Origin of the sequence: Luedemannella flava (genome assembly GCF_039528515.1) — a bacterium.
In the GTDB taxonomy this organism is placed as follows: Bacteria; Actinomycetota; Actinomycetes; order Mycobacteriales; family Micromonosporaceae; genus Luedemannella; species Luedemannella flava.
Map to the genome: position 1 here is coordinate 1 of NZ_BAAALT010000035.1, position 26,568 is coordinate 26,568.

General features: G+C 72.1%; 24 protein-coding genes and 1 pseudogene. 7 read left to right on the forward strand and 18 right to left on the reverse strand.

Going from position 1 to position 26,568, the window contains the following annotated elements:
* Positions 1 to 43: 43 nt before the first annotated feature.
* Both ABD211_RS07475 and ABD211_RS07480 read right to left on the reverse strand, forming a co-directional pair.
* Complete coding sequence (locus ABD211_RS07475; protein ID WP_344127661.1) at positions 44 to 544, reverse strand: hemerythrin domain-containing protein; 501 nt, start codon at positions 542 to 544, stop codon at positions 44 to 46.
* Positions 545 to 552: 8 nt separating this feature from the next.
* Entirely contained in the window at positions 553 to 1,056 is a 504-nt protein-coding gene (locus tag ABD211_RS07480; protein WP_344127663.1) for a hypothetical protein, read from the reverse strand.
* Between the two features lie 281 nt (positions 1,057 to 1,337).
* On the opposite strand from ABD211_RS07480, the gene ABD211_RS07485 reads away from it, so the two are divergent.
* The gene (locus ABD211_RS07485; RefSeq protein WP_344127665.1) at positions 1,338 to 2,366 is read left to right on the forward strand and encodes an LLM class F420-dependent oxidoreductase; all 1,029 of its coding nucleotides are present in this window, start codon (positions 1,338 to 1,340) and stop codon (positions 2,364 to 2,366) included.
* A gap of 6 nt (positions 2,367 to 2,372) precedes the next feature.
* On the opposite strand, the gene ABD211_RS07490 is transcribed toward ABD211_RS07485, so the two are convergent.
* The 3 genes from ABD211_RS07490 to arfB all read right to left on the reverse strand — a co-directional run bounded on the left by ABD211_RS07490 (position 2,373) and on the right by arfB (position 3,993).
* Positions 2,373 to 3,068, reverse strand: coding sequence for an HAAS signaling domain-containing protein (locus tag ABD211_RS07490; RefSeq protein WP_344127667.1), 696 nt, complete (start codon positions 3,066 to 3,068; stop codon positions 2,373 to 2,375).
* Complete coding sequence (locus ABD211_RS07495; RefSeq protein WP_344127669.1) at positions 3,065 to 3,397, reverse strand: PadR family transcriptional regulator; 333 nt, start codon at positions 3,395 to 3,397, stop codon at positions 3,065 to 3,067. Before ABD211_RS07495 ends, ABD211_RS07490 begins: the two co-directional genes overlap by 4 nt.
* A 152-nt stretch (positions 3,398 to 3,549) precedes the next feature.
* On the reverse strand, positions 3,550 to 3,993 hold the full coding sequence (arfB, locus tag ABD211_RS07500; protein WP_344127671.1) for an alternative ribosome rescue aminoacyl-tRNA hydrolase ArfB: 444 nt from the start codon (positions 3,991 to 3,993) through the stop codon (positions 3,550 to 3,552).
* Positions 3,994 to 4,024: 31 nt separating this feature from the next.
* Between arfB and ABD211_RS07505 the strand changes: the two genes are divergently transcribed.
* The gene (locus tag ABD211_RS07505) at positions 4,025 to 5,110 is read left to right on the forward strand and encodes a phosphotransferase (protein WP_344127673.1); all 1,086 of its coding nucleotides are present in this window, start codon (positions 4,025 to 4,027) and stop codon (positions 5,108 to 5,110) included.
* A gap of 243 nt (positions 5,111 to 5,353) precedes the next feature.
* Here ABD211_RS07505 and ABD211_RS07510 read toward each other — a convergent pair whose 3' ends face one another.
* Together ABD211_RS07510 and ABD211_RS07515 are read right to left on the reverse strand one after the other, a co-directional pair.
* The gene (locus ABD211_RS07510; protein WP_344127675.1) at positions 5,354 to 6,226 is read right to left on the reverse strand and encodes an aldo/keto reductase; all 873 of its coding nucleotides are present in this window, start codon (positions 6,224 to 6,226) and stop codon (positions 5,354 to 5,356) included.
* Positions 6,227 to 6,353: 127 nt separating this feature from the next.
* On the reverse strand, positions 6,354 to 6,779 hold the full coding sequence (locus tag ABD211_RS07515) for a hypothetical protein (RefSeq protein ID WP_344127678.1): 426 nt from the start codon (positions 6,777 to 6,779) through the stop codon (positions 6,354 to 6,356).
* A 180-nt stretch (positions 6,780 to 6,959) separates the two neighbouring features.
* Here ABD211_RS07515 and ABD211_RS07520 point away from each other — a divergent pair, with 180 nt between their 5' ends.
* Positions 6,960 to 7,721, forward strand: coding sequence for a cellulose binding domain-containing protein (locus tag ABD211_RS07520; protein WP_344127680.1), 762 nt, complete (start codon positions 6,960 to 6,962; stop codon positions 7,719 to 7,721).
* A 66-nt stretch (positions 7,722 to 7,787) separates the two neighbouring features.
* Entirely contained in the window at positions 7,788 to 10,151 is a 2,364-nt protein-coding gene (locus tag ABD211_RS07525) for a glycoside hydrolase family 44 protein (RefSeq protein ID WP_344127682.1), read from the forward strand.
* 44 nt (positions 10,152 to 10,195) lie between these two features.
* Here the strand turns inward: ABD211_RS07525 and ABD211_RS07530 are convergent, their stop codons facing one another.
* From ABD211_RS07530 to ABD211_RS07550, 5 genes are all read right to left on the reverse strand, one after another.
* On the reverse strand, positions 10,196 to 10,366 hold the full coding sequence (locus ABD211_RS07530; protein WP_344127684.1) for a hypothetical protein: 171 nt from the start codon (positions 10,364 to 10,366) through the stop codon (positions 10,196 to 10,198).
* Complete coding sequence (locus tag ABD211_RS07535; RefSeq protein ID WP_344127687.1) at positions 10,363 to 11,337, reverse strand: hypothetical protein; 975 nt, start codon at positions 11,335 to 11,337, stop codon at positions 10,363 to 10,365. The genes ABD211_RS07530 and ABD211_RS07535 overlap by 4 nt, the downstream gene beginning before the upstream one ends.
* A 42-nt stretch (positions 11,338 to 11,379) precedes the next feature.
* Positions 11,380 to 13,263 carry a hypothetical protein gene (locus ABD211_RS07540; protein WP_344127690.1) on the reverse strand — a complete coding sequence of 628 codons (1,884 nt, stop codon included), beginning with the start codon at positions 13,261 to 13,263 and terminating at the stop codon, positions 11,380 to 11,382.
* A gap of 122 nt (positions 13,264 to 13,385) precedes the next feature.
* The gene (locus ABD211_RS07545) at positions 13,386 to 13,988 is read right to left on the reverse strand and encodes an SRPBCC family protein (RefSeq protein ID WP_344127692.1); all 603 of its coding nucleotides are present in this window, start codon (positions 13,986 to 13,988) and stop codon (positions 13,386 to 13,388) included.
* Positions 13,985 to 14,338 (reverse strand): ArsR/SmtB family transcription factor, encoded by a 354-nt coding sequence (locus ABD211_RS07550; RefSeq protein WP_344127694.1) that lies wholly within the window; start codon positions 14,336 to 14,338, stop codon positions 13,985 to 13,987. The genes ABD211_RS07545 and ABD211_RS07550 overlap by 4 nt, the downstream gene beginning before the upstream one ends.
* 95 nt (positions 14,339 to 14,433) lie before the next feature.
* Here ABD211_RS07550 and lpdA point away from each other — a divergent pair, with 95 nt between their 5' ends.
* Positions 14,434 to 15,834 (forward strand): dihydrolipoyl dehydrogenase, encoded by a 1,401-nt coding sequence (gene lpdA / locus ABD211_RS07555; protein WP_344127696.1) that lies wholly within the window; start codon positions 14,434 to 14,436, stop codon positions 15,832 to 15,834.
* Between the two features lie 30 nt (positions 15,835 to 15,864).
* On the opposite strand, the gene ABD211_RS07560 is transcribed toward lpdA, so the two are convergent.
* The 5 genes from ABD211_RS07560 to ABD211_RS07580 all read right to left on the reverse strand — a co-directional run bounded on the left by ABD211_RS07560 (position 15,865) and on the right by ABD211_RS07580 (position 23,204).
* Positions 15,865 to 16,347 carry a hypothetical protein gene (locus tag ABD211_RS07560; RefSeq protein WP_344127698.1) on the reverse strand — a complete coding sequence of 161 codons (483 nt, stop codon included), beginning with the start codon at positions 16,345 to 16,347 and terminating at the stop codon, positions 15,865 to 15,867.
* Between the two features lie 272 nt (positions 16,348 to 16,619).
* On the reverse strand, positions 16,620 to 18,518 hold the full coding sequence (locus tag ABD211_RS07565; RefSeq protein ID WP_344127700.1) for a GTPase: 1,899 nt from the start codon (positions 18,516 to 18,518) through the stop codon (positions 16,620 to 16,622).
* On the reverse strand, positions 18,515 to 20,296 hold the full coding sequence (locus ABD211_RS07570; protein WP_344127703.1) for a GTPase domain-containing protein: 1,782 nt from the start codon (positions 20,294 to 20,296) through the stop codon (positions 18,515 to 18,517). The genes ABD211_RS07565 and ABD211_RS07570 overlap by 4 nt, the downstream gene beginning before the upstream one ends.
* 51 nt (positions 20,297 to 20,347) lie before the next feature.
* A complete protein-coding gene (gene secA2, locus ABD211_RS07575) occupies positions 20,348 to 22,633 on the reverse strand; it encodes an accessory Sec system translocase SecA2 (protein ID WP_344127705.1) in 2,286 nt (761 codons plus the stop codon).
* Positions 22,634 to 22,685: 52 nt separating this feature from the next.
* Complete coding sequence (locus ABD211_RS07580; protein WP_344127707.1) at positions 22,686 to 23,204, reverse strand: flavin reductase family protein; 519 nt, start codon at positions 23,202 to 23,204, stop codon at positions 22,686 to 22,688.
* A 66-nt stretch (positions 23,205 to 23,270) separates the two neighbouring features.
* Between ABD211_RS07580 and ABD211_RS07585 the strand changes: the two genes are divergently transcribed.
* Together ABD211_RS07585 and ABD211_RS07590 are read left to right on the forward strand one after the other, a co-directional pair.
* A complete protein-coding gene (locus tag ABD211_RS07585; protein WP_344127709.1) occupies positions 23,271 to 23,999 on the forward strand; it encodes a ZIP family metal transporter in 729 nt (242 codons plus the stop codon).
* Positions 24,000 to 24,203: 204 nt separating this feature from the next.
* The gene (locus tag ABD211_RS07590) at positions 24,204 to 25,526 is read left to right on the forward strand and encodes a cellulose-binding domain-containing protein (protein ID WP_344127711.1); all 1,323 of its coding nucleotides are present in this window, start codon (positions 24,204 to 24,206) and stop codon (positions 25,524 to 25,526) included.
* A 57-nt stretch (positions 25,527 to 25,583) separates the two neighbouring features.
* On the opposite strand, the pseudogene ABD211_RS07595 reads toward ABD211_RS07590, so the two are convergent.
* Positions 25,584 to 26,568, reverse strand: a pseudogene (locus tag ABD211_RS07595) (hypothetical protein); the annotation flags it as partial.

Genomic DNA, 26,568 nt, shown 5'->3' on the forward strand with positions numbered 1-26,568 from the left:
ATGGTCGCCACGCCGGTCGCGGCCATCGTTTAACACCAGTCACCTAGGGAGTGTTGTTCCTGATGTACTCCTTGGGGTCCTTGTCGCGGAACGTGAGGCCGCGGCCGGAGGGGTGCTCGGCGTAGTACTTGAGCCAGGCGGTGGCCAGCTCGTCGCGCAGCTCGAGGGTGGCGTTGTGGCGGAAGTCGGGGAGGACCTCGTCCTCCTCCTCGCCGAGGTGCTCGGTGTTCTCGCGGCGGCACGCCCAGACGGCGGCCCACCACTCGTCGGAGCCGACGTCGTGGCGGCGCGACTCGGAGATCGCGTCGCGGATCTTGTTGTGGTCGCGGATCGCGTCGTCGGTCTCCTCCTCCGCGTCGTCGCCCCGGCGGAGCAGCTGCGGGTAGAAGATCGTCTCTTCGGCCTCCGCGTGGATGTCGAGGTGCAGGGCCAACGGCTCCCAGATGGCGCGCAGCTCGTCGACGCCCTGCGCGTCGTCGAGGCGGGCGAAGCCCCGGCGGAAGGCCTCGTGGTCGTCCTGGATCAACGCCGTGATGTCGTCCATGCGTCTCCTCAACCGACGGACTTGTCGTGCAGGAATACAACGACGTACCGCCACAGGCTGTCCAGCGGGGAGTACCCGTTTTCCATCGGCGTACACAACGGGAGCGCGAACATGGCGGCCGAGAAGATCACGAGGTAGGTCCGGTCGCCCGCGAACCGCCACGGGCCCACCGCCGCGGCCACCAGCAGGACCAGCGTCAGGACGATTGTGATCATGTTGGTGATGTTGCGGACGGCGTCAGGGTCGACCACCGGCCAGCGCTGCTGGAGCAGGTCGATGCCCAGCATCATGCCCGTCCACGGCGGGCGCGCGTGACGCCACCAGGCGTCCTGTGCGGACTTGAACACGAGCGGGTCGCCGAACGCCTGCCACAGGTACGCCATGTAGACGAACAGGCCGGTCGGCGTCAGCAGGATCCACAGGAGGTCCGGTCGCACGCCGCGCAGCGACCGGACCGGCGACCGCCACGAGTAGCCGTGCTGGCGCAGGTACCCCCAGATGAAGGGCGCCACGAGCAGGATGCCGGACGCGCGCCGAGCTGGCGAACCCGATCAGGACGGCGGCCCAGCCCCACCGGCCCCGGTGCATGAGATACCGCGCGCCCAGCGCCAGCGCGATCAACAGACTCTCGTTGTACGCGTTGACGAGCAGGAACGCCGTCGGCCACGCGATCACGTAGAAGATCGCCCGGCGGGCCAGCTCCTCGCCGAAGAGCACGGTGGTCAGGCGGTGCATGAGGATCATGACGGCGAGCTGCGTCGGGCCAGAAGTTACCGTCGAGTAAGATGCGCCCATGAGACTCAGCGCGACGATGCAGTACGCGGGCGACCCGAAGTCCCTGATCGAGCGCGTGGTCGGGTTCGACCGCGTCGGCGTGGACATCCTCTGGGTGGCCGAGGTGTACGGGTTCGACGCGCCGACGCTCATGGGCTACATCGCCGCGAAGACGGAACGGATGCAGATCGGCTCGGGCATCCTGCCGATCTACTCGCGTACCCCCACGCTCATCGCCCAGACGGCCGCCGGCCTGGACGCCGTCTCCGGCGGGCGCGCGATCCTCGGCCTCGGCGCGTCAGGGCCGCAGGTCATCGAGGGCTGGCACGGGGTGCCCTACGACCGTCCGCTGGCGCGCACGCGGGAGATCATCGACATCTGCCGGCGGGCGTGGCGCCGCGAGACGATCACCAACGACGGCGCCTACCCGATCCCGCTGCCGGCCGGGCAGGGCACCGGGCTCGGCAAGCCGCTGAAGATGCTCACCCGTCCGGTGCGGGACAACATCCCGATCTACGTCGCGGCGCTGGGCGACAAGAACGTGCAACTGACGGCCGAGGTGGCCGACGGCTGGCTGCCGTTCCTGTTCATCCCCGAGAAGGCGGACGCCGTCTGGGGTTCGTCGCTACGTGAAGGCGCCGCGAAGCGCTCGCCCGACCTCGGCCCGCTCGAGGTCGTCGCGGGCGGCCCGCTGGCCATCGGCGACGACCTCGCGCCGATGCGCGACCTGGGCCGCCCGATGGTCGCGCTCTACCTCGGCGGCATGGGCGCCAAGGGCCGCAACTTCTACCACGACCTGGCCTGCCGCTACGGGTACGCGGCGGAGGCCGACCGGATCCAGGAGCTGTACCTGGCCGGCGACAAGGCCGGCGCGGCGGCGGCCGTGCCCGCCGAACTGCTGGAGCTGGGCAGCCTCATCGGTCCGGCCGGCTACGTCCGCGACCGGATCGCCGCCTACCGGGCCGCCGGCGTCACGGTGCTCAACGTCGACCCGGTCGGCCCCGACCCGGCCGGCGACCTGGCCCAGGTCCGCGCCTGGCTCGACTGACGGTCATCAGGCGTCGGGGAGCAGGAACACCACGGCCACGGTGGCGGCCAGGAACAGCAGCGGCATGAACCGGATCACGGCCAGCGCCCACCGCGGCGCCGGCATGGGCGTGGTGCCCGTGCGCGGGTCGACGATCAGGTCGGGTTGCGCGGAGATCCGCGTGATCAGCCAGCCGATGCCGAACAGCACGGCCGAGGCCCCGAACGCCAGCACGCCCGAAAGATAGACCAACCGCTGCGGCATGAGGAACGACGGCAGCGCTATCAACGCGACGCCGGGCAGCACGAGCACCGGCAGGCGCCAGGTGGTCCCCCACAGCGACAACCGGTCCGCGAGGGCGAGCAGGCCGAACACATACGCCGCGCCGACCAGAACCGACACGAGCGTGCCCGTGGTCAGCACGGGCAGGTCCCGGCCCGTCACTGCCCCCGACCCCTCGAGCAGGAGCGCGGTCGCGGCGATGTAGCACCCGGTCGCCAGCGCCCCACGCCCGGGACCGACGCCGCGACCGGCCGGCCGCGCGGGCGCCTGGTCGGCGATCGCCCGCGCGTACTCGACGGGGTCGCCGAAGGCCTCGGTCGGCGTCTCGCCGCTCTCCGCGCAGTGGGCCTCGACCTCGGCGAGCGCCTCGCCGATGCGGGTGCCGGGCACGTCGCGCATGCGCGCGGTCAGGACGAAGGCGTCACGCCATCGGGGGTTCATCGGGTCTCCAGGAGTCCGTGGGTGAGGTGTGTGAAGCCGCGCCACAGCCCGGCGCGCTCGCGCAGGCGCGCCGCGCCGGTGCGGGTGAGGGAGAAGTACTTCCGGCCCGGGCCGCCGTCGCCCGCCTGCCAGGACGACTCCACGAACCCGTCGGCCTCCAGCCGCGCGAGCAGCGGGTAGAGCGTGCCGCCCTTCACGACGCCCAGCCCGGCCTCCTCCAGTCGCTGCGCGATCGCGTAGCCGTACGTCGGGCCGTCCGCGAGGACGCCGAGGACGCACAGCTCCAGGACGCCCCGCAGCCACTCCGACGGCCATCGCGACTCGCTCACCACTAGATAGTATGTCTAACTAGTAAGCCTGTCTATCTAGTGACGGACGTGGAACGCTCGCGGTGACCGACCAGCGGCGCGGCAACGCCCGTCGGGCGCGGTTGGCCGACGCGATGGCGCGGGCGTTCGAGGAGACGACGCCGGATCCGCCGCTAGTCGTCCGGGCCCGCCCGGCGGTGGCGCTTCGTCTGGGAGCGGCGGTGCTTGGCGTCCAGGCGGCGCTCGACCGCGCCGCGCGACGGTTTCGTCGGGCGGCGCGGTCGCGGGGGCGCGGCGATCGCGTCCACCACGAGGGCGACCAGGCGGGCCTCCGCATCGCGGCGGTTGAGCAGTTGGCTGCGGTGCACCGACGAATCGATCGTGAGCACGCCGTCCACCAGGCGGTTGGCGAGCCGGTGCAGCGCGCGCTCCTTGAGCGCGTCGGACAGCGCCGCGGTGCCCGCGACGTCCCAGCTCAGCTCCGCCCGGGAGTCCGCGGTGTTGACGCCCTGCCCGCCGGGGCCACCCGAACGGGAGAAACGCCAGGACAGCTCGGCACGCGGGATCACCACGCCGGGCCGTACCCGAAGGTCGTCGTCACTCACGAGAGCAAGCATGCCCGGTCGCGCAACCACTTACCCTTGGGAGGTGTCCGACGCCATCGCCGACGTCCTGCAGCCGGGCTGGGCGGTGCAGCCGCTGGACCACAATCCCCTGAACGCGGCGACGGGCGGGATCTGGCGGGTACGCCGGAACGCCACTACCGCCATCCTCAAGATCCTGTGGCCGGGCGGCACCGTGTCCGGCCGCGCGGACTGGGCGACCAGCGACGATCCCGGTCACTGGAACTACTGGCGCCGGGAGGGTCTGGCCTACCGGACGGGCCTGTGTGCCGCGGCGTTCGCCGCCGGCGGGATCCGGCCGCCCAGGCTGCTCGACTCCGTCGACCGTTACGACGGGTCGATCGCATTGTGGCTGGAGGACGTCGACGGCACGCCCGGCACGGAGCTGACCATCGCGCAGTTCGGCGACCTCGCGCGGCGGCTGGGTACGGCACACGCGTCCTGGCTCGCCGCCACGGGACAGGCCGGTTGGCCGGGCCAGCCCGCCCCGGTGGCGTGGCTGACCGTGGACTGGCTGTCCCGGGACTGGCTGCGCGACTACACGCTGTCGCGGCCGGTCGCCGACCCGGTGGCGTGGGACCATCCGCTGGCCGCGCAGGTGTGGCCCGCCCCGCTGCGGGCGACGTTGCGCGAGATCTGGGAGCGCCGGCACCGCGTACTCGCCGAAGTTGATCTTTTGCCGGTGACGTTGTGCCACCACGACGTGTGGCCCATGAACCTTGTCGTCGACGACGCCGGACCGGTGCTGTTCGACTGGACGTTCGTCGGGCCCGGCGCCATCGGCGAGGACCCGGCGAACCTGATCCTCGACACGTTCTTCGACGGCCTCGTGCCCATCGACGGGCTCCCCGACGTGCGCGCGGCGGTCTGCGACGGCTACGCCCGCGGCCTGGCCGGCGCGCTCGAGCCCGACGACGTGCACCGGGCCATCCGGCTGTCGGCCGCCGCCAAGTACTTCTGGCTCGCCCCGTTCATGCTCAACCGCATCGCCGCCGCCGACCGGCTGCCCGGCGTCGGCTACGACGCCCGCGACGACCTCGCCATCCTGGAGGGCCGCCGCCCGGTCCTGGAACTGCTGACCGACTGGTACCGAACGGACCACCCCCGTTGAAGTCCTCCGCCGTGACCGAACCGACCTGGCGGCGCGACCGGAGGACGTGCCGTCGGTGCGGTCGCGGATCGACGGGGCGCTGGCCGGCGGCGCCACGGCGACCTCGACGGGCAGCTGAGCCGTCGGCGGCTGATCAGCAGCGGGCCGAGCGACGCGCGGCCGGCGGAGGCCGCGCACGCGGGACGCCTGGCGACACGCTGAGGGCCGGCGGGTGGTCCCGCCGGCCCTCCGCGTGTCGCGCCGCTACGGGCGCACGTTGGCGGCGTCGAGAGCCGCGTACTCGTCGTCGGTGAGGACCAGGTCCGTCGCGGCGATCGAGTCGACAATGGACTCCGGACGGCTCGCGCCCGGGATCGGGATGACCACGGGCGCCTTCGCGAGCATCCAGGCCAGGCAGACCCGCTGCGGGCTGACGCCGTGCGCCTTCGCGACCGCCTCGAACGGGGCGAACCGCTCGCCCAGCTCGCCCGCCCGCGAGATGCCGCCGAGCGGCGACCAGGGCAGGAACGCGATGCCGAGCGCGGCGCACGCGTTCAGCTCCGCCTCCGAGCCCCGGAACGCCGGGGAGAACTGGTTCTGCACCGACGCGAGCCGGCCGTCGAGCACCTCGTTGGCCTCGCGGATCTGGTCGGGGTTGGCGTTCGAGATGCCGGCCAACCGGATCTTCCCGGCGTCCAGCAGCTCGGCGAGCACCCCGACCGAATCCGCGTAGGGGACGCGGGGGTCCGGGCGGTGGAACTGGTAGAGCCCGATGGCGTCCACCCCGAGCCGCTTGAGCGACGCGTCGACCGCCTCACGCAGGTGCTCCGGCGAGCCGTCGACCGTCCAGCTGCCGTCGCCGGGACGCAGGTGACCACCCTTGGTCGCCACGATGACCTGCGACGTGTCGCCGCCGTAGCTGGCGAGCGCCTTCGCGATCAGCGACTCGTTGTGGCCGACCTCGTCCGCGTGGATGTGGTAAGCGTCGGCGGTGTCGATGAGCGTCACGCCGGCGTCGAGCGCCGCGTGGATGGTGCGGATACTGCGCGCCTCGTCGGGCCGGCCCTCGATGGACATGGGCATGCCGCCCAGCCCGATCGCGCTGACCGGCACGCCGCCGATGTCGCGGTTCTTCATGTGGAAGACCTCCTCAGGTCTAACCATTTCTCACCGACGCGCCCGGGGCAAACCTGACGTGGGAAGACTCACGATCGTCGCGGTTAACTCTCTGTTACCGCTGGGGCCACGCGGCACGGCGCGACGCTCACGTGAGGAAGGACACCGCGAAGGCGAGGGCCACCAACGTGAGCATCGTCCGGGCTATGCGGCGGAAGTCGCGCTGCAACCCCGGCAGCTCCGACGGGAGGGCGAAGACGCGGCGGGGCCACCCGCGCCAGGAGATCCACCAGAAGAGCACCGTCGCGGCACCCAGCAGACCCGCCTTCACCATCAGGGGCCACCAGGGGCCCTCGTGGAGGAAGGCGAGTGCCCCGCCGGTAACCCACAAGGTGGCGATCACGGCTACCACCGGCCAACGGTTGCCCTGGGCAAGTTCGCGTTGGGCGTCCTCGACGTCGGGAGAGCCCACGATGCGGGGCAGCCGGGGCTGCACCACGAAGAGGCTGTATGCCATCGAGCCCAGCCACAGCGCGGCGACCCCTGCGTGGACCAGCACCAACACCGCCACCATGACCAGGATGCTACCGCCGCGTGCCCAGGACATCCGGCAGCAATCTTGTGAAGTTAAATTCGTGGAGGTAACCTCTTCGCCCCTCGTCCAGCCATAGTCGTCCCCTGTGGACCTGGTCTTTCGGAGGCACCCGTGCCGTTTCCCCGATCACGCCGAGCTGTAATTTTCGCATCACTATCCGTGGCCGCCGCGGCGATGACGGTAGCCGTCGCGCTTCCCGCCAGCGCCAACGCCGGCACAAATGCCGCAGCCGCCACGGCGCTCCCGATCAGCCCCGCGCCCACGTCGGGCGCCGCCGCGACCACCAGCCTCGTCGACACGCAGCCGCCGAGTACGCCGGGAGCGCCGACCGCCTCCAACATCACGTCAACCGGCTTCACGGCCACCTGGGGCAGGGCAACCGACAATGTCGGCGTCGCCGCCTACCTGCTCCAGTACAGCCCGCAGGGCGGCAGCTCCGTCACGATCACCGTGACCAGCGGGCTGACGTACACGTTCACGGGACTGCAGCCCGGCACCTGCTTCGGCCTGGGCGTCGCCGCCGTGGACGCGGCCGGCAACAAGTCGCTGTCCATCGCCCACCCGATCCTCTACTGCCTGCCGACCGCGCCGCCGCCCGTCACGTCGGCCCCGCCGCCGGCGGGCTGCGTCGCGACCTACGCCATCACGGGGCAGTGGCCGGGCGGCTTCCAGGCCGAGGTGACCGTGCGCAACGCCGGCACGACCGCCTTCAACGCCTGGACGGCCAGCTGGACGTTCGGCGGCGGGCAGCAGATCTCGCAGCTGTGGAACGGCTCGCACACCCAGTCGGGTGCCGCCGTGACCGTGAAGAACCTCAGCTGGAACGGCTCGATCCCGGCCGGACAGAGCCGCACGTTCGGCTTCCTCGGCTCGTGGAACGGCACCAACCCGCTGCCCACGCCCACCTGCGTCGGCTCCTGACGTACCCGGTGGTGGGGGCGCCCGCGGCGTCCCCACCACCGCGGACCTGGTCACCCGGAGGATTCCGTGTCCCATCGGCGATCGCGCCAAGCCGCGATCTTCGCGTCCCTGTCCGTTGCCACCGCCGCCACGGCGGTCACCATCGCCCTGCCCGCCAACGCCACGGCGGGAGCGCCGCGGCTGGCGGCAGCCGCCAGCACCGCCGCACCGATCAGCGGCACCAGCGTCCCCGGGCCGGGCCTGTCCGTGAACACCACCGTCGCCACGAAGCCCATCAGCCCCGACATCTACGGCATGAACTTCGCCGACGAGGCGCTCGCCCAGGAGCTGAGGCTCCCGCTGCGGCGCTGGGGCGGCAACGCGACGACCCGGTACAACTACCTCAACGACACGTCCAACCGGGCGTCGGACTGGTACTTCGAGAACATCGCCGGCACCGCGGACCCCGCCACCCTGCCGGCCGGCTCCGACGTCAACGCGTTCGTCGACCAGGACAAGCGTACCGGCACGAAGAGCCTGCTCACCGTGCCGCTCATCGGCTGGGTGCCCAAGTCCCGCGCCGGTGACTGCGGCTTCTCCGTCGCGAAGTACGGGCCGCAGCAGCAGACCGACCAGTGGCGCCCGGACTGCGGCAACGGCGTGAAGCCCGACGGCACCAACATCACCGGCAACGACCCCCGCGACACGTCCGTGGCGGCGGGCGCGGACTACGTCGGCGACTGGGTCACCTATCTCAAGGGCCGCTACGGCAGCCTGTACTACAACCTCGACAACGAGCCGGACATCTGGCACGCCACCCATCGCGACGTGCACCCGGACGGCGCCTCGTACGACGAGCTGCGCGACCGGACGATCGACATCGCCGGCGCCGTCAAGGCCGCCGACGCGAACGCGAAGACGCTCGGCCCCGCCGGCTGGGGCTGGAACTCCCTGACGATGTCCGGCAAGGACCAGCAGACCTGCAGCATCCAGGGCGGCTCCTGCTGGTCCAACCCACCGGACAGAAATGCCCACGGCGGCACGGACTTCGGCGCGTGGTACCTGCAGCAGCTCAAGGCGTACGACGACGCGCACGGCACCCGGCTGCTCGACTACTACGACAACCACTGGTACCCGCAGGGCACCGGCGTGGCCTTCGGCAACGCCAACGACCCGGCCACGAACGCGCTGCGCCTGCGCTCGACCCGCAACCTGTGGGACCCGACCTACGTCGACGAGTCGTGGATCAACACCCAGACGCAGCTGATCCCGCGCATGAAGGCCCTGGTGAGCGCCAACTACCCGGGCACGAAGACGGCCATCACGGAGTACAACTGGGGCGCGCTGGACAGCGTGAACGGCGCGCTGGCGCAGGCGGACGTGCTCGGCATCTTCGGCCGGGAGGGTCTCGACCTGGCCACCCTGTGGTCGCCGCCGACGAGTCAGCAGCCGGGGGCGTACGCGTTCCGGATGTTCCTGAACTTCGACGGGCGCGGGGCGCGGGTCGGCTCGCAGAGCGTACGGGCCACCAGCAGCGACCAGGACAAGCTGGCCATCTACGCCACCCGCGACGCGACCGGCCCGCTCAAGCTCGTCATCATCAACAAGACGAACGAGAACCTGTCCAGCTCCGTCGGCTTCACCGGCGGCGCCAGCGCGCTCAGCGCGCAGGTCTACCGCTACTCGGCGGCCAACCCCACGGCAATCGTCCGGGGCGCTGACCTGCCGGTGGCCGTCGCGCCCGTGTGCGTGGGCTGCACGCCGTACTCGTCGATGTCCGGGATCTGGCCCGCGAACTCGATCAGCACCGTCGTGCTGGGCAACGCGGACGGCACCCCGCCGACGTCGCCCGGCCCGCCGACCGTCACCAACATCAACCCGCACGGTTTCACGGTCACCTGGGGTCCGGCGACGGACAACTACGGCGTGGCCGGCTACCTCGTGCAACTGGGCAAGCAGGGCATGGGCACCATCGCGACGGTGAACGTGACGAGCGGGCTGACCCATACCTTCGACGACCTGGAGCCGGGCGCCGGCTACACGGTGGCGGTCGCGGCGTACGACGCGGCCGGCAACACGTCGAACTACATCGCCCACGGGATCATCTATTTCCTGCCCACGGCGGGCCCGCCGACGTCGGCACCGCCGCCGACCTGCGTCGTGACCTACAAGATCCTGGCGCAGTGGCCGGGTGGCTTCCAGGCCGAGGTGACGGTCCGCAACGCGGGGCAGAGTTCGTACACCGGCTGGTCCGTCGACTGGACCTTCGCCAACGGGCAGCAGGTGACCCAGCTCTGGAACGGCACGGTCAGCCAGGCGGGGGCCGCGGTGAAGGTCCGCAACGTGGCCTGGAACGGCCAGCTCGCGCCGGGCGGCAGCCGGACGTTCGGCTTCCTCGGCAGCTGGACGGGCACCAACGCGGCACCCACGCCCACCTGCGCGGGCTCATAACAACGCGATGAGGGCGCCCCCCGCCGGGGCGCCCTCATCCGCACTCAGCGCTCCTCGTCGTCCGGAATCTCGTTGCCGTCCTCGTCGACCGGCGGCACCGTGTGGCGGACCTCGCGGGGGTCGGCCTCCGGCTCGGGAGCCGCGTCGTCCAGGTACTCGCCCACCGCCGGGGCCACCGGGATGGCGTTGAGCTCACGGGGGTCATGCATCGTCATACGGCCGCCTCCTCAACCGAAGTGGTTGATTCAGCAGTACCCACGGACGTCGCCGCCGACACGCGCAGGCCGATGAGCATCGCGGCCGGCACCGCCAGGTCGGCGACGACCTCCGACCAGCGCAGCGCCGTCCACATCGGATCGCCCGCCGGGTAGGCCGCGTCCAGCAGCAGCCGCCACGCGAACACCACCGCCGGGACGGCCGCCGCCGCGAGCACCCTGATGAGGGCCTGCCGCCGCCAGTCGGGGTCCGTCCGCAGCCGGTTCAGCAGCAGCGCGCCGAGCCACACGACCAGGCCGATCGCGACGACCTTCTGGGCCCACCAGGTGAACCACGACCAGCCGAGTGACGACCCCAGCAGCAGCGGGTTGGCCGGGCACTTCCCGGGGCCGCACGGCGCGATCCAGCCCGCCTCGGCCGTCAGGGCGTACCCGAGGTAGAGCAGCGCCGACCCGTAGGCCGCGGTGAGGAACAGCCGGTGCCACCGGCCGGCCGGTCGCCCGTCCGGGAAGGTCAGCACCGCGTGCGCGAACAACGCCGGCACCAGCGCACCGGCCGCCACATAACCCCACACCAGGGGTACGCCGCTGCGCGACGCGAACAGCCCCGCGCTGAGGCCGACGAGCCCCCACGCGGCGAGCAGGACGGCCGTTGAGCCCTCCCGCCGGCGCATCTGGCCGACGTGGACGTCCCAGAGGACCCGGTCCTGGCCCTCCGGCAGGTCGAGGCCGGCCCGCCAGCGCAGGCCCTCCCGGTGGCGCACCCACTCCGCGAGCGCCAGGAGCACGACGCCGAGCTGCCCGAGCGCCCACACGACGTGGGTCGGCCCGGCGTAGGACCCGGTCGAGGGCCGGGGCCACCAGGGCGCCGCCACCTGCGCGGCCGCGAGCAGCAGGGCGATCCCCGCCACCACGCCGAGCCCGGCCCGTACCCGAACCGGAAGATCGCCGATCATCCCGCGTACCGTCACGCGGCACAGCTTCGCACCGTGACCCCCGTGCGCGAAACACCCTTACGTGGCAGGGCAGGTGGAGTTGAGGGCCGTGGTGGCGTCGGTGACGAACGGGGCCTGGTTGAGGGTCTGCACCTGACGCCAGTCGGCGCAGGCACCCAGCACGTCGCCGGTGATCTGCTTGGCGAGGCCGCGCTGGTAGAACGCCTCGGCGAAGTCCGGGATGAAGCCGATCGCGGTGTTGAGGTCGGTGACCGCCCCGGCCCCGTCGCCCAGCTTCACCCGCGCCTTGCCGCGCGTGTTGAACGCGTCCGCCAGGTACGGGTCGATCTGGATGGCCATGTCGGCGTCGACGTACGCCCCGTTGAAGTCGTTCAGCATGAACTTCGTCTTGGCGCGCTCGTTGAAGCCGGACGCGAAGCCCGGGTACTTGGCCAGGACGATGTCGTCGTCGACGAGCGCGCCCTGGTAGTCGCCCTTGAGGTACTTGATGATCGAGCGGTAGTGGACAGCCAACTTGAACTCCGGGTCCACCTCGAGCACCTTGTTGAAGTCCACCATCGCCCGGTCGTAGTCGCCGGCCAGGTAGCGCGCGATCCCCCGGCTGTTGTACGTGAACGCCACGTTCGGGTCCGCCTCGATCGAGCTCGTCATGATCGTGACGGTGTTCTTCCAGGCGGCGTTGCGCACCACCACGGCCGCCGACCAGAACAGCAGGCTCCCGACCAGCACGGTCGTCACCCCGGCGCGCAGCCACCCGAGCCCGCGCTCGGCGGCGACCTGGTACGCCCGCTCCACCAGGTAGGCCAGGATCAGGAACAGCCCGATATAGGGCAGGTACACGTACCGGTTGGCTTTGTAGTTGTCGATGAGCAGGACGGTCTGGCTGAGGACCACGTTCACCAGGAAGAAGATGGCGCCGAACCAGAAGACCTTTCTCGGCGCGCTGAGCCGGTGCAGCACCCAGCCGACGGCGATCAGCACGACGGGCGCGGCGTAGAGGTACCAGGGCAGCGAATCCGGGTCCGGGTAGGCGTGCGCGAACGCCAGGTTCACCGGCGCGACCAGCGCGATCAGGTAGCTGACCAGGGCGGCGCAGACCATGATGACCCGCTCGCCGGCGTTGTACCCGCTGACCACGGTGTCCATCCGGAAGTGCAGCGCCACGAGGCCGAGCACCAGCGAGATGGCGAAGAACGGCGCCTTGGCGCCCAGCAGCAGCCAGTCGTCGCGCGTCCACCGGCGGATGATCCGCTTCGGGTGCAGGGCGGGCAGCCGGCCGTACCAGTAGTCGATCAGGAAGAAGATCACGGGCAGCATCACGGCCGTGGACTTCGACAGGCCGGCGCACGCGAACAGCACGACCGCGCCGGCCAGCGCGGGCCACCGGCCGGTGCGCAGGTAGCGCAGGTAGAGCACGAGGGTGCCGAGGCTGAACAGCGTCGCGAGCAGGTTGGAGCGGGTCGACACCCAGGCGATCGAGTCCACGTTCATGGGGTGCAGCGCGAACGCGGCCGTGACCAGGTAGGTCACGAGCGGCTTGCGCGTGAGCGCCCGGATCAGCGCCCAGACGAGCGCCACGTTGCCCAGGTGCAGGGCCAGGTTCGTGAAGTGGTACATCCCCGGGCCGTCCGCGCCGAACTGCCAGTCGATCGCGTACGACAGCGAGACCAGCGGCGTGTACATGTACTGCAACGGCGTCGAGAACCAGTGCGCCAGGTTCGTCCCGGTAAGGTCCCGGATCGACATGTTGCCGGTGACGTTCTCCGGGTCGTCGAAGTCGACGAAGCCGTTGCCGAGCGAGTTGGCGTAGATGATGGCGGTCAGCAGCAGGATGCCGCCGAGGACGAGCCCGTTGAACGGCAGCTCGACCGGCTTCGCGGGCCGTTTGGTCGCGCGCTTGACCGGCCGCTTGGTCGAGGGCGTCGCGGGCTGGGTCTTCATGCGGCGGGCTCCAGCTACCGGGGACGAGGTGGCCTGCATCATAGGCGCGGGCCGGCCGACGCCGCGACGCGTCGACCGGCCGCCCCCGGCCAATGCAGGGCAATTCCCGGTAAGTTTCGCCCTCAGACGTCGGGCGAGAAGTGCCCCAACGACATCGCGAGTGCCTGGTCCACCTGCTCCTGCGTGGCCGTGCCGGACGCGAGCGCCGCCGCGGCCCACAGGTGCGCCGAGCGCTTCGAGAACTCCTGCACCTCGGGGCTGCTGGCGGCCGCCGCCGGGTCCTCCGGCGCCTCGCCGGCGAGGTAGAGCCCGAGCCCGAGCAGCGCGCCGTCCCAACCGGGGCCGACGAACAGGGCGCCCGCGCCGCTGCCGGCCAGCTCCACCGGGACGGTGTGCTCCAGCTCCAGCGTGGTGGCGTCGCCGTCGGGGGTCAGCCGCAGCTCGACGATGCTGGTCTCGCCGCCGAACGTGACCCGCAGCAGCTTGGGCGGGTCGCAGGCGAGGATCTCGCCGCCCGCGTTGCCCTCCAGCTGGAACGCGCCGCCGACCCGCGCGTCCACGGTGAGCGGCAGGAACCAGCGCCGCACCCGCTCGGGGTCGGTCAGGGCGTCCCAGACGTCCTCCGCGTCGGCGTCGTAGCGGCGCTTGAGCAGCACGCCGACGCTGCCGCCGCCGGCGGCGACCGTGCGCTGGACCCAGCCCAGCTCGTCCATGATCTCGATCATTCGTCGTCCTCCGTTGTCGCCCGCAGCCGCCGTTGCCGCTTGCCGCGCGCCAGCTCCGTCGCCAGGGCGTCCAGCCGCTGGCTCCAGAATCCCCGGAACCGCGCGAGCCAGGCGTCGACTTCGCGCAGCGGGTCCGGATCGATGGCGTAGAGCCGCCGGACCCCATCGGCCCGGACGGTGGCGAAGCCGTTGTCGCGCAGCACCCTCAGGTGTTGCGACACGGCCGGCTGCGAGATGCCGTACTCCTCCTGGATTTTTGTGGTGAGCGCACCCGCGGCCTGCTCGCCCTCGGCGAGCAGCTCCAGGATCCGGCGCCGGACCGGGTCGCCCAACACGTCGAACGCGTGCACGCCGCCGACAGTATCAGGCAACGCTTATATAAGCGAGCACGGGTATGACCGACATCAACCGTGCGCGCCCGGCCGGGTGTGGAAAGCTTCCCGGTATGAGCGCTCATGTCAACGTCGTCGTACTCGGCGCCGGCCCGGGCGGCTACACCGCCGCGGTGCGCGCCGCGCAGCTGGGCAAGTCCGTGGCCGTGGTGGAGAGCAAGTACTGGGGCGGGGTCTGCCTCAATGTCGGCTGTATCCCCTCCAAGGCCCTCCTGCGTAACGCCGAGCTGGCCCAGATCTTCACCACCGAACGCGACAAGTTCGGCATCGTCGTGGACGGCGACGTCCGGGTCGACTACGGCCCCGCCTTCAAGCGCAGCCGGCAGGTGGCCGACGGCCGGGTTAAGGGCATTCACTACCTGATGAAGAAAAACAAGATCACCGAGTACGACGGGTGGGGCACGTTCGTCGACGCCCACACCATCTCAGTGGCCCTGTCCAACGGCGGCACCGAGACGATCACGTTCGACCACGCGATCATCGCGGCCGGCGCCACGACGCGGCTGCTGCCCGGCACGTCGCTGTCCGAGCGCGTCGTCACCTACGAGGAGCAGATCCTTGAGGACTCGCTGCCGAACAGCATCATCATCGCCGGGGCCGGCGCGATCGGCGTCGAGTTCGCGTACGTCATGCGCTCGTACGGCGTGGACGTCACCATCGTCGAGTTCCTCGACCGGCTGGTCCCGCTGGAGGACGCCGACGTCTCCGCCGAGCTCGCCAAGCGCTACCGCAAGCTGGGCATCAAGGTCCTCACCGGCACCCGCGTCGAGTCGATCGACGACTCCGGCTCCTCGGTGAAGGTGACCGTCTCGAAGGGCGGCGCCCAGGAGGTGCTGGAGGCCGACAAGGTCCTCCAGGCCATCGGCTTCGCCCCCCGGACCCAGGGGTACGGCCTGGAGAACACCGGCGTGAAGCTGACCGAGCGCGGCGCGATCGACATCGACGGCCGCTGCCGCACGAACGTGCCGCACATCTTCGCCATCGGCGACGTGACCGCGAAGCTCATGCTCGCCCACGCGGCCGAGGCCATGGGCGTCATCGCGGCCGAGACGATCGCGGACGCGGAGACCATGGAGCTGGACTACGTGATGATCCCCCGGGCCACGTACTGCCAGCCGCAGATCGCGAGCTTCGGCTGGACCGAGGCGCAGGCCAAGGAGAAGGGCTTCGACGTCAAGGTCATCAGCTTCCCGTTCACCGCGAACGGCAAGGCCCACGGCCTCGGCGAACCGGTCGGGTTCGTCAAAATCATCTCGGACGGGAAGTACGGCGAGATTCTCGGCGCGCACCTCATCGGCCCCGAGGTCACCGAACTGCTGCCCGAGCTGACGCTCGCCCAGCAGTGGGATCTCACCGTCCACGAGGTGGGGCGCAACGTGCACGCCCACCCGACCCTGGGCGAGGCCGTCAAGGAGGCCATCCACGGCCTCGCGGGCCACATGATCAATATGTGAGTTGCGGGGCCCCGCTCCGGGGCCCCCTCCTCACGCCTTCGGCGCCTCGTAGGTGGGCTTGATGCCGGTGCCCTTGCGGGCCCAGTTGGCGCGCCGCGTGAGGTAGTCCGCGGCGAGCGCCTGCTCGGTGGGCGACTTGTCGGGGTTGGGCTTCGCGGCGTGCGGCACCTTCGAGTGCACCGCGCTGCCGTCGGCGCGGATGAGCGTCAGCCCTTTGTCGCCGATCTCGACGCGGCGGATGTCCGCCCACTCCAGATGCACCGGCTTCCAGTCGCTGACGACGTCGACGCCCGCTTCGGTCGCGGTGAGCTTCGGGCGCAGCAGCTGCCAGTACACCTGGAACAGCACGCCCAGCACGAGCAGGATGCCGATCGTGGCGTAGTAGCCCCACACCATCGCGACCTGCATGATCAGCAGGGCGAACACGACGATCGCCCCGATTGCGAAGATCCGCATTCCGCGCTGCACCCGCCACACGATGGTCTCTTCCACGCCCAACTCCGGCTCCGCCACGCGACACCCTTTCGTCATGAGTTCCGCCAGCGTAGCGACCCCGCCCACACCGCGCCGCACCCCGTCAGCGCGCCGCCCCCCTAGGCGATTTACACCTTATATCCTTGTCCGTCACCGCACAGGCGGTCCACAATGGATTCGTGGCCGGAATGCGGCACCCTGACCCCGACAATCGCCCACGAATCCAAATTGGACGATCATCTCGCATGGAATCGTGCGGGAATGTTGCCCTCAGGCGGGCCGAAATCCCGCACGGAGCCACAATCCACTGATCACCGCGCGGCACGGAACGCCTCGCGCGCCGCCGCGTAGCGACGCAGAAGGTCTGTAACTCGCGACAACACGTAGTCGTCCGCGACGTCGGCGATCGCTTTGGTGAGGCGGGCCGACGCCCGCGCGCCAGCACGGGCCGCCGCCATCCGCACCAGCAGGCGCGCGACGAAGGAGAGCACCAGGGCGCCCAGCATCCCACCGATGAGCAGCGCCGTCGGCAACGGCAGGCGGCCCACATCCGGCATCGGCGGCTCGGGCAGAGCGAGAGCGAACAGGGCATATCGGACCACCAACCACAGGACGCCGGCCACGATCGCCGCCGTGGCGAGCCACTGGAGCAGCCCGAAGATCCGCCACCACCAGCGCCTGTCGGGAACCCCGAGGTCGGTGCGCGCCACCGCCATGTCCAGCGCCGGCGCCAACTCATCGCGGCGCGACCTCGCGGCGGCGAGGACGGCGGCCGGCCACGGTTCGGGCAGCCCCGCCCCGGCCCGCTCCCCCACGGTCCGCAGCGCCAGCCCCACGGCAGCGGACGCGCCCGGCGACGGAACGGGCAGGCCGGTCGGCTCCGGCAGACCAGGCGACCCCAGGGGCAGGCCGGTCGGCTCCGGCAGACCAGGCGACCCGATGGGCAGGCCGGTCGGCTTGGGCAGACCAGCCGAGCCAGCGGGCGGCGCCGGGCTTCCGACGCCCGCGCCCGACACGGCTTCGCCGGTCGACGGTCCATGCCGGTCCCCCGGCAGCCTGCCGGGTCCGCCCTGAGCGGCGGGCCTGCTCCAGGCGGTAGCCCCGCCGAGCTCCGCAGTCGTGGCCAGGTCTTTTCCGCCGAGGCGGAAGCGGCGCAGCGGGTCGCGGCGGAAGTGGCGGACCCAGCGGACGAGCGGCTGGCCGGTGACCGCGTGGGCGCGGTGGCGGTAGCCGCGCCGGGTCGCGTTCGCCACGACCGGGACCCCGGCCGCCTCGGCTAGCGCGGCGACGACCAGGCGGCGGGTGGCGTCGTCGACGCTCGCCGCCGGGGCGTCCGCGTCGACGAGCTGGGCCAGCTCCGCGACCGCGTGATCGACGTCGCCGGCCAGGCGGGTCAGGGCCGCCCGGCGGGCCGCGACGACCTCCGCGAGCCGCTCGCGCAACGGAGCGAGCCGGTCGGGCCCCGGCACGACCGAGGTCGCCAGGACCGGGACGCCGGTGAGCCCGTCCGCGTCGAGCAGGCCGGTCAGGTCGGCGAGGCAACGGTCCAGGTCGGCGGGGGCGAGCCGGTCGGCCTGGTGGAGCAGGACGGTCATGACACCCCGGTGGTGCCGCATCGGCGCGAGATAGCGGGCGTGCACCACGCGGTCGGCGTACTTCTGCGGGTCGAGGACCCAGACCATGAGGTCGACGAGGTCCAGCAGCCGGTCCACCTCGACGCGGTGGGCCGCCTCGACGGAGTCGAAGTCGGGCAGGTCGACAAGGACGAGCCCGCCGAGCGCCGCGAGTTCGGGATCGGTGGCGTCGAGCGCGCTCTCCCGGCGGAAGCGGCGCGCCGGCGGTACGCGCAGCCAGTCGAGTAGGGCGGTCGCGTCGCCGCCGCCCCACACGCAGGCGAACGGCTCGCCGGTGGTCGGCCGGATGAGGCCCACGGGCGAGAAGTCGTGGCCGGTCAGCGCGTTGAACAGGCTCGACTTGCCGCTGCCGGTGCCGCCGGCCAGGGCCACGACCGTGTGCTCCCGGGACAGCGCCAGCCGCTCCCCGGCCCGCGCCACGACGGCCCGCGCGGCGGCGACGTCCGCGGCCCAGGTTGAGCCGGCCGGGACGACGTGGGTGACCGCGTCGGCGAACCGGTCGAGCGCCGCGATCCGGTCGGGCAGGCCGGCGAGATCCGCGTCGGCGGCCGCGTTCGAACGGCGCCCCAGCTTCACGGCTCGACCCGCCCACGCGCGCCCGAATGCGGCTCCGCCGCAGACCCGGGCGGCGCTGGTTCCGGCGTCAGGTTGGCGCCGCGGGCCGCGCGGGCCACCTCGGCGGCCGCGCGGCGCAGGGCGTCCGGAGCCGCGTCGTCGACGGGGGCGGCGGCGAGGACCGCGCGGAAGCGGTCAGCCTCGGTGGCGAGGAGCGCGCCCACCCGGCGCAGCAGGTCGGCGCGGGCCTTCTCGGCCAACTCTCGGACCGCCTGGTCCCCGAAGATCGCCTCCAGGATCTTCTGGGCGGCAACAGTGGTGCCCGCGCCGACGGCCAGCTCCGCGCCGGTGGGGATGAACGCCGTCGCGGCGAACACCACGACCATGGCGGCCAGCCCCAGGGCGTTGACGGCGTACGCGCTGACGCGGGCGATGTGCCGGCGCTGGCCGGCCTCCGTGCGTACCAGATCGAGAACGCTCTGCTGCCACTCGCGGACCAGCATGTCCACGCGGGCGGCGAGATCGGGCGCCGGGGTGCCGAGGTCCGGCGCGGCCCGCAGCAGCGCGGTGCCGGCCGGATGGGCCCGCCAACCGCGCGCCGCGTCCTCGGCCGCGCCCGCCGCGGCCTCGCGGACCAGCACGGACAGGCCGGAGCCGAGCGCCTCGCGCAGCTCGTCCGCCGGCCTCGGCCGGCCGGTGACGGCGGCCGAGAAACGATCGCGCAGCGCCGCGACGCGAGCCTGCACGCCGCGCATGAACTCGCCGGTGCCGACCAGGTCCTGCCAGCGGGCGAGCACCTCGCCGCGCATCAGGTCGCCCCGGGACAGGCCGTTGCCGACAGCGCTGACGCCGCTCTCGTAGGCCGTGTCCACGGTCGCGGACAGCAAGCGCGCGGCGGCGATCTGGGCGTCGGCGGCGGCCGACACCGTGGCGACGATCGGGGCGAGGGCGGCCACCGCGCCGCCGACGGTGCGGCGGACCACGTCGGCGCGTTCGGCGGCCGAGCCGGCGAGCGCGTCCGCCCAGGCCCGGACGGGCGCCACGACGGACTCGGCGAGCAGCCCCTGGCCGTCGAGGACGCTCTCCGGGATCACGAACAGCGGGCCGTCGGCGACGCCGTTCGCGGCGCGCATCCGGGTCAGGTCGGGGACGATCTCGGCGTCCGCGCCGGGCGGCACCCGGTCGAGGACCAGCGCGGTCACGGCGCCGCGGTCGCGGGCGGTGCGCAGCAGGTCCCAGGGCACGGCGTCGGCGTACCGGGCGGCGGTGGTGACGAACAGCCAGAGGTCGGCGGCGGCGAGCAGCTGGGCGGCCAGCGCCCGGTTGTCGGCCACCACGGAGTCGATGTCGGGCGCGTCGAGCAGCGCGAGCCCGGCCCGCAGCGCCGGGGCCACGACGACCCGCAGGGTCGCCGGGTCGTCGCTGTGCTGGGTGGTGCGGGCGAGCCCGGGCAGCAGGTGCGACTCGGCGAACCACGGCGCGTCGTCCGGATGGCACACCAGGGTGGGTGAGCGGGTCGTCGGGCGCAGCACGCCGGGCGCGCTGACCGGTGCCCGGACCAGGCTGTTCACCAGGGTCGACTTGCCGGCCCCGGTGGAGCCGCCCACGACGACGAGCAGCGGCGCGTCGAGCCGGCCGAGCCTCGGCAGCAGGTAGTCGTCGAGCTGCCCGACCGCGCCCCGGGCCGCCGACCCGGCGCCCTCGGCATCGGGCAGGTCAAGCGGCAGACGCACGCCGGCCAGCCGGTCGCGGAGCTCGGTGAGCGCCGCGACGAGGCTGGCCGTTCGTGTCTGGACCACGGCACCAGAGTGCCCGATCCGGCGGTGGACTATGCCTATCGGCGCGCCGGCTCAGTCGCGGATGCGGCGCCCCACCTGAGAGATGATCCGGTCGAGCTCGGAGCCGAACGGGTTGTCGTGCACCAGGTACGTCCACGTGGCGCTGGGCCGCACGAGCTGGGCGGCCTCGGGCTGCCAGTCCTTGTCGATGTCGGCCTCCTCGAAGGTCTCCACCGTGCGCTCCTCGATCGCCGGGATGAGCTCGTTGAACGCCGGGACGGCCGCGCGGTGGAACTCGTCGAGCGGGTCGAGGCGGCCCAGCGCGCGCAGGTGCACGCCCTCGCGGACCTCGTTCAGGTACGCCAGGTGCTCGGCCCACAGGCGGTCGATGTGGTACAGCGCGATGTTGCGGGAGATCCGGTCGAGAACGTCGTCGTCGAGGTCCTCGGTCTTCTCGGTGACCCGCTCGATGAGCATCCGGCCGGTGACGGAGCTGGTCAGGACCCGCTCGCGGCGCTCGGCCAGCGCGACGCGCTGCTGCTCGATGACGACGCTGTACCGCCAGGTGTTGCGGTGGATCTCGTGGTGGACGCCCTCGGAGACGCGCTGGGCGTGGCCGATGGCCCAGTCGACCCGCTCGTCGGTGATGAGGCCGTCGAAGTTCATCTTGGGCGATCGGGGCAGCACGTCGCCGGCGTGGCGGGCGACCAGCTCGTCCTCGAGCGCGACGAAGAAGACCGACCGGCCCGGGTCGCCCTGGCGGCCGGCGCGGCCGCGCAGCTGGTCGTCGACGCGGCGGCTGTCGTGGCGGCCCTGACCGATGACGTACAGGCCGCCGAGCTTGGCGACCTTGGCCTTGTCGTGCTCGTCGCTGCCGCCGAGGCGGATGTCGACGCCGCGGCCGGCCATCTGGGTGGAGACGGTCACGGCGCCGAACGTGCCGGCCTCCGCGATGATCTCCGCCTCCTCGTGGTCGTTCTTGGCGTTGAGGACGTTCGCCTCGATGCCCTCGGCGGCGAGCGCCTTGGCGAGGCTCTCCGACGCCTGCACGTCGAGCGTGCCGACGAGGACCGGCCGGCCCTTCTCGTGCGCCTTGACGATCTCGGCGACGAGGGCCTCGTCGCGCTCCTCGCGGGTCATGTAGACCCGGTCGGGCTCGTCCTCGCGGATGCACGGGGTGTTCGGGGCGACGACGGCGACCTCGAGCTTGAAGAACTCGCGGAGCTGGTCGCCGACGAACACGGCGGTCGCGGTCATGCCGCAGACGTTCTTGTAGAGCCCGATGTACGCCTGGACGGTGACGGTGTTGAGCACCTCGCCCTCGGCGGACGCGTCCAGGCCCTCCTTGGCCTCCACGGCGGCCTGCAGGCCGTCGGGCCAGCGGCGGCGCTGGGCGACCCGACCGCGCATCTCGTCGACCAGCTCGACCGTCTTGTTGCGGACGATGTAGTCGACGTCGCGGCGCAGCAGCGCGTGCGCGTGCAGCGCCACGTTGATCGCCGAGAGCTGGCCGACGTGCTCCTCGTCGTAGAGGTCGATGCCGCCTAGCAACGCCTCGACCGTGTTGAGGCCCCGGGTGGTCAGCGCGGCGCTGCGGCCGTCGTCGGCGATCTCGAAGTCGCGGTGGTTCTTCAGGCCGCGCACGACCGTGGCGGCCTGGTGGACCGGGTCCTGCTCGATCGGGACCGCGCCGGCCAGCACCATCGGCACCCGGGCCTCGTCGATCAGGATCGAGTCGGCCTCGTCGACGATCGCCGTGGTCAGCGTGCGCTGGACCCGGTCGGCGATGTCGGTGACGAGCTGGTCGCGCAGGTAGTCGAAGCCGGCCTCGCTCACCGAGACGTACGTGACGTCGCACCCGTACGCCTCGCGGCGCTCCTCGGGCGTGGACGCCTCGGTCACCCAGCCCACGGTGAGGCCGAGCAGGGTGTAGACCGGCTCCATCCACTCGGCGTCGCGGCGGGCCAGGTAGTCGTTGACCGTCAGCACGTGCACGGGGCCGTTGCCGGCGCGCACGTGCCCGTACGCGGCCAGCGCCGCCGTGAGGGTCTTGCCCTCACCGGTGGCCATCTCGACGACCTTGCCCGCGAGCAGCGCGAGGGCGCCGACGATCTGCACGTCGTACGGCCGTTGGCCCAGGCCGCGCACGGCGGCCTCGCGGCCCAGCGCGCAGATCTCCACGAGTTCCTCGGCCGTGCCGGCCGCCTCGGTCAGCTCGGCGTCACTGAGCTCCTGGACGGCCTCTTCGCGAGCCTCGATGGCCGGCAGCAGCTTCTCCAGCGGCCGCAGGTCAACCGTGGTCCCCGGCCGCTGCAGGAATTTGCGCATGCCGATCTTCATCCGGTCTGCCACACCCATGGTGAGCAACGCTACGTCAGGCGCCCGGAACGTGCCGTCCCGGGTCCGCTGATCAGGCCTCGCCGCCGGCCGTCAGGTGGTACCGGCTGCGGTGGAAGACGAGCGGTTCGGTGAAAACTCCGTCGTCGGCGGCGTCGGCGGACCTCACCCGACCCAGCGCCAGGTCATGATCTCCCGTGGGGACCACGTCGTAGAGCGTGCAGTCGATCCACCCGAGTACGCCGTCGAGCACGGGCGAGCCCGTGTGCGGCGCGGCCCGCCAGGGCACCCCGCGGAAGCGGTCTTCACCCGATCCGGCGAACACCCGGGCGAGCGGCTCCTGGTCCGCGGCGAGAATGTTGACGCAGAACGCCCCCGCCGCCCGGATCAGCGGCCAGGTGCGTGACGAGTGCGCCGGGAAGAAGCCCACGAGCGGCGGGTCCAGGGACACCGACGTGAACGAGTTGACGACCAGGCCGGCCGGCCCGGCGGCGGCGACCGTCGTGATGATCGCGACGCCGGTCGGGAACAGGCCGAGGATCCGCCGGAGATCCTCGTGGCCGGCCCCGGGCCCGCCCGCGCCTACGATCATGCCGGCCAGGTTAACGCAGGCGACAAAGAAGCCGTTGGCCCGACATAACGCCCATATGATGTGCCCGTGAGCGTCTGGACGGCCGTGACCTGGGGCGCGGTGACCGCCGCGTCGCTCCTCGTCGGCCAGGCCCTCGCCGGGGCGCTCGGGCGGCGCCACCAACTGACCGGACTGATCATGGGTTTCGGCGCCGGCACCCTACTCAGCGCCATCGCGTACCAACTGGTGCCGGACGCCGGCGAGGGGCACGGCTGGCTGGTCGGCAGCAGCCTGGCGCTGGGCGCGCTCACCTACTTCTTCGCCGACCGGCTGATCGACCGGGGCGGCGGGGCCAACCGCCAGCGCATCCGCGCGACCGGCGCCGGCGGGTCGGGCCTGGCCATGTTCCTCGGCGCGCTGCTCGACGGCATCCCCGAGTCGTTCGTCCTCGGCATCGGGATGGGCATGGGCGAGACGGTCAGCGCCGCGTTCGTGGTGGCCGTGTTCGTCTCCAACGTGCCGGAGGGCGTCGCCGGGACGACGAGCATGCGGGCCGCCGGCTGGTCGACCCGGGGCATCACGGGCCTGTGGGGCTCGCTCACCGTGGTCTGCGCCGTCGTCGCCGGGCTGGGCTTTCTCAGCGCCGGGGCGATGACGAACGCCGGTCAGGGGGCCGAGGCGTTCGCCGCCGGCGCCATGCTGATGGTGCTGGCCGACTCGATGATCCCCGAGGCGTACACGCACGGCGGGCAGGCGGTCGGGTTGGCCACTGTGGGCGGCTACCTCGTCGCGACCGCGCTCGCGGCCGCCGGCTGACGCGGTATCTGACCCTGCGCACAGCCTTGATTACCACGATTGATTTCTATATCCAGATAGTTGTTACGAAAAACTTAATGCCCTAGCATCGCAACCGTCGGGGCCCCGCCCGGCCGTCAAAGTCCAGGCTCCGGACCGCGACGGCCGGGCGGCCCCGACCTCGACGCCAGCACGGGGGACCCCCACCGGCTAGGGAGACACCACATGCCCGCACGGAAACGTGGCTTCACGCTGCTCGCCATCGGCTCGACATTGCTGGTCACCGCCGGCGCGGTGGTCACCACCCCGGTCGCGCGGGCCGCCACCGGCTGCCGGGTCACCTACTCCGTCGCGTCGCAGTGGCCGGGCGGCTTCGGGGCGAATGTGAACGTCACCAATCTGGGTGACCCGATCACGTCGTGGAACGTCCAGTGGACCTTCGCGGCCGGTCAGACCGTCGCGCAGGCCTGGAACGCCACCGTGACACAGAGCGGCGGCACCGTGTCGGCCGCCAACGTCGGCTGGAACGGCGCGCTCGCCACCAACGCCAGCACCTCGTTCGGCTTCAACGGCTCGTGGAACAACAGCGCGAACCCCGTACCCACGAGTTTCACCCTCAACGGCGTGGCCTGCACCGGGTCGACCAGCGGCACCACCGCGGCGCCGGCCACGACCCGGGCCGCGACCTCCGCGCCCGTCACCACGCGCGCCGCGACCAGCGCGCCGGTCACCTCGCGGGCCGCCACCAGCCGGCCACCGACGAGCGCCGCCGCGACCACCCGGCCGCCCGTCACCAACGCGCCCTGGAACCCGCCGTCGAACCTGACCTCGGCGCTCGCCGCCGTCTGGTCGCACCAGGAGTCGACCTACTCGAACCTCTACGGGTTCCGCAACTACGGCTGGGACCAGGTCATGGCCGGGCAGGGCACGATCAACTACTGCGTGCGGTGGGACTCCGGTGCCTCGGTGACGACCGCCCAGCGCGACGCGATCCACGCGGCCCTGTCCAAGCAGTTCAACAAGTGGATGACCGCGATGTCGGAGAACGGCGCCGGCTGGAACGGCTGGCCGTACCCACAGGTCAACGTCAAGGTCGTCGGCTGGGCCGTGCGGGACCGGGCGCAGCTGCAGTGGTCCGACTCGTCCGTCGACATCTACGTCAACAACATCCGGGAGAACGCCCCGCAGTGCTCCGAGCCGTGCGGCCGGTTCTTCCACCAGGACGGCAACTACTCCGGGTGCCCGGGCGGCGCGTCGCGCCACTACGACATGTCGCTGTGGCTCACCGCCGGCATGGGCGGCGGCGCCGGCGGCGACTGGGGCCAGCGCATGGGCAGCGAGTACTTCATGGGCGCCCTGGGCAGCGAGAACATCCACATCTACCTGCATGAGGTCGGGCACACGTTCGGCCTGGACGACTTCTACGACTGGGACCCGGGCGTCGGCGGCTTCATCATGAAGGCCGGCAGCGCCTCGCAGATCACCGAGTTCGACAAGTGGATGCTGCGGGACTGGTGGCGCCACCTCAAGAGCCGGTACGGCCGGTAGCGGGACGCAGGCGCGTCGGGCGGGTCGGCATGGACGGGGCCGACCCGCTCACCGTTTCTAGCGGGCCGGCCGGAAGCTGTCCTGGATCAGCCGCAACTCGGGCAGGTGCTCGTCCCACGTGCGGTCCGACGTCGACCACCACATGCCGTACGCCTTGTGTTTCCCGGTGACGAAGCCCCGGTTGACCACGCGCACGCGACCGCCGTCGTTGTAGCTGAACTCCCAGTCCGCGGCCTTGAGGAAGTAGTCGACGGCCTCGATGCGGATCTGCTTGTAGCCCGGGAAGTCGCCGCGCCCCACCCGGTAGGCCGCCTGCGCGGTCCAGTCGGCGACCGGGTCGGACTTGGGCTGGTTGGTCTGGTCGATGCCGAGGACCCGGCCGTCGCCGCCGCGCTCGCGGAAGTAGACCATGCTGCCCTGACGGGACACCGCCCAGTCGGCCGGCACGGCGACCGAGAAGCCGGTGCGGTCCATGTAGCGGCGCCAGCCCGCGGGCAGGGCCGCCTCGCCCGAGGTGGTCGGCGGGGCGGCCGAGGTGGCCGGGGCCGTGCTGCCGGCGGCGGGCGACGTCGGCTGGGCGACGACGGACGAACCGGGCGCGGCACCGGCGCCCTCGGGCGTGCGGGCCTCGCCCGTACGGGTGTTGAGCAGCAGGCCGATCAGCGTCCCGACCACCGCGATCGCGACCACGGCGGCCGCCCAGCGGCGGGCGACCACGTCGCGGCGGGAGCGCGGCGCCACGGCAGCGCCGATGACCGGCAGGTCCCGGATGACGGGAACCCGGGACCGGCCCACGACCGCGGGCGAGACCGGCTCGGCGGCCTGGGCACGCACCGCGGCCAGCGGCGACGCGGTCGGCCGCACCTGCTCACCCGACTTCGCGGCAGAGGCACCGACCGGCCGGGCGGGTTCCGCCGGCCCGGTGGCGGCGACCGGGCCGCTCGACGGCTCAGCGGTGGCGGCTCCGACGGCCGCGCCGCCCTCCTCCGCCTCCTCCGCTTCGGCCGACGCGGCCGGTTCGGGCGCCCCGGCCGGTTCGGGC

Coding starts and splice junctions, on each gene's coding strand:
- ABD211_RS07475 (WP_344127661.1), bottom strand. CDS start 544: ATGGACGACATCACGGCGTTGATCCAGGACGACCACGAGGCCTTCCGC.
- ABD211_RS07515 (WP_344127678.1), bottom strand. CDS start 6,779: ATGGTGGCGGTGTTGGTGCTGGTCCACGCAGGGGTCGCCGCGCTGTGG.
- ABD211_RS07580 (WP_344127707.1), bottom strand. CDS start 23,204: ATGATCGTAGGCGCGGGCGGGCCCGGGGCCGGCCACGAGGATCTCCGG.
- secA2 (WP_344127705.1), bottom strand. CDS start 22,633: ATGGGTGTGGCAGACCGGATGAAGATCGGCATGCGCAAATTCCTGCAG.
- ABD211_RS07590 (WP_344127711.1), top strand. CDS start 24,204: ATGCCCGCACGGAAACGTGGCTTCACGCTGCTCGCCATCGGCTCGACA.
- ABD211_RS07490 (WP_344127667.1), bottom strand. CDS start 3,068: ATGAACCCCCGATGGCGTGACGCCTTCGTCCTGACCGCGCGCATGCGC.
- ABD211_RS07530 (WP_344127684.1), bottom strand. CDS start 10,366: ATGACGATGCATGACCCCCGTGAGCTCAACGCCATCCCGGTGGCCCCG.
- lpdA (WP_344127696.1), top strand. CDS start 14,434: ATGAGCGCTCATGTCAACGTCGTCGTACTCGGCGCCGGCCCGGGCGGC.
- ABD211_RS07510 (WP_344127675.1), bottom strand. CDS start 6,226: ATGAAGAACCGCGACATCGGCGGCGTGCCGGTCAGCGCGATCGGGCTG.
- ABD211_RS07485 (WP_344127665.1), top strand. CDS start 1,338: ATGAGACTCAGCGCGACGATGCAGTACGCGGGCGACCCGAAGTCCCTG.
- ABD211_RS07540 (WP_344127690.1), bottom strand. CDS start 13,263: ATGAAGACCCAGCCCGCGACGCCCTCGACCAAGCGGCCGGTCAAGCGC.
- ABD211_RS07545 (WP_344127692.1), bottom strand. CDS start 13,988: ATGATCGAGATCATGGACGAGCTGGGCTGGGTCCAGCGCACGGTCGCC.
- arfB (WP_344127671.1), bottom strand. CDS start 3,993: ATGCTTGCTCTCGTGAGTGACGACGACCTTCGGGTACGGCCCGGCGTG.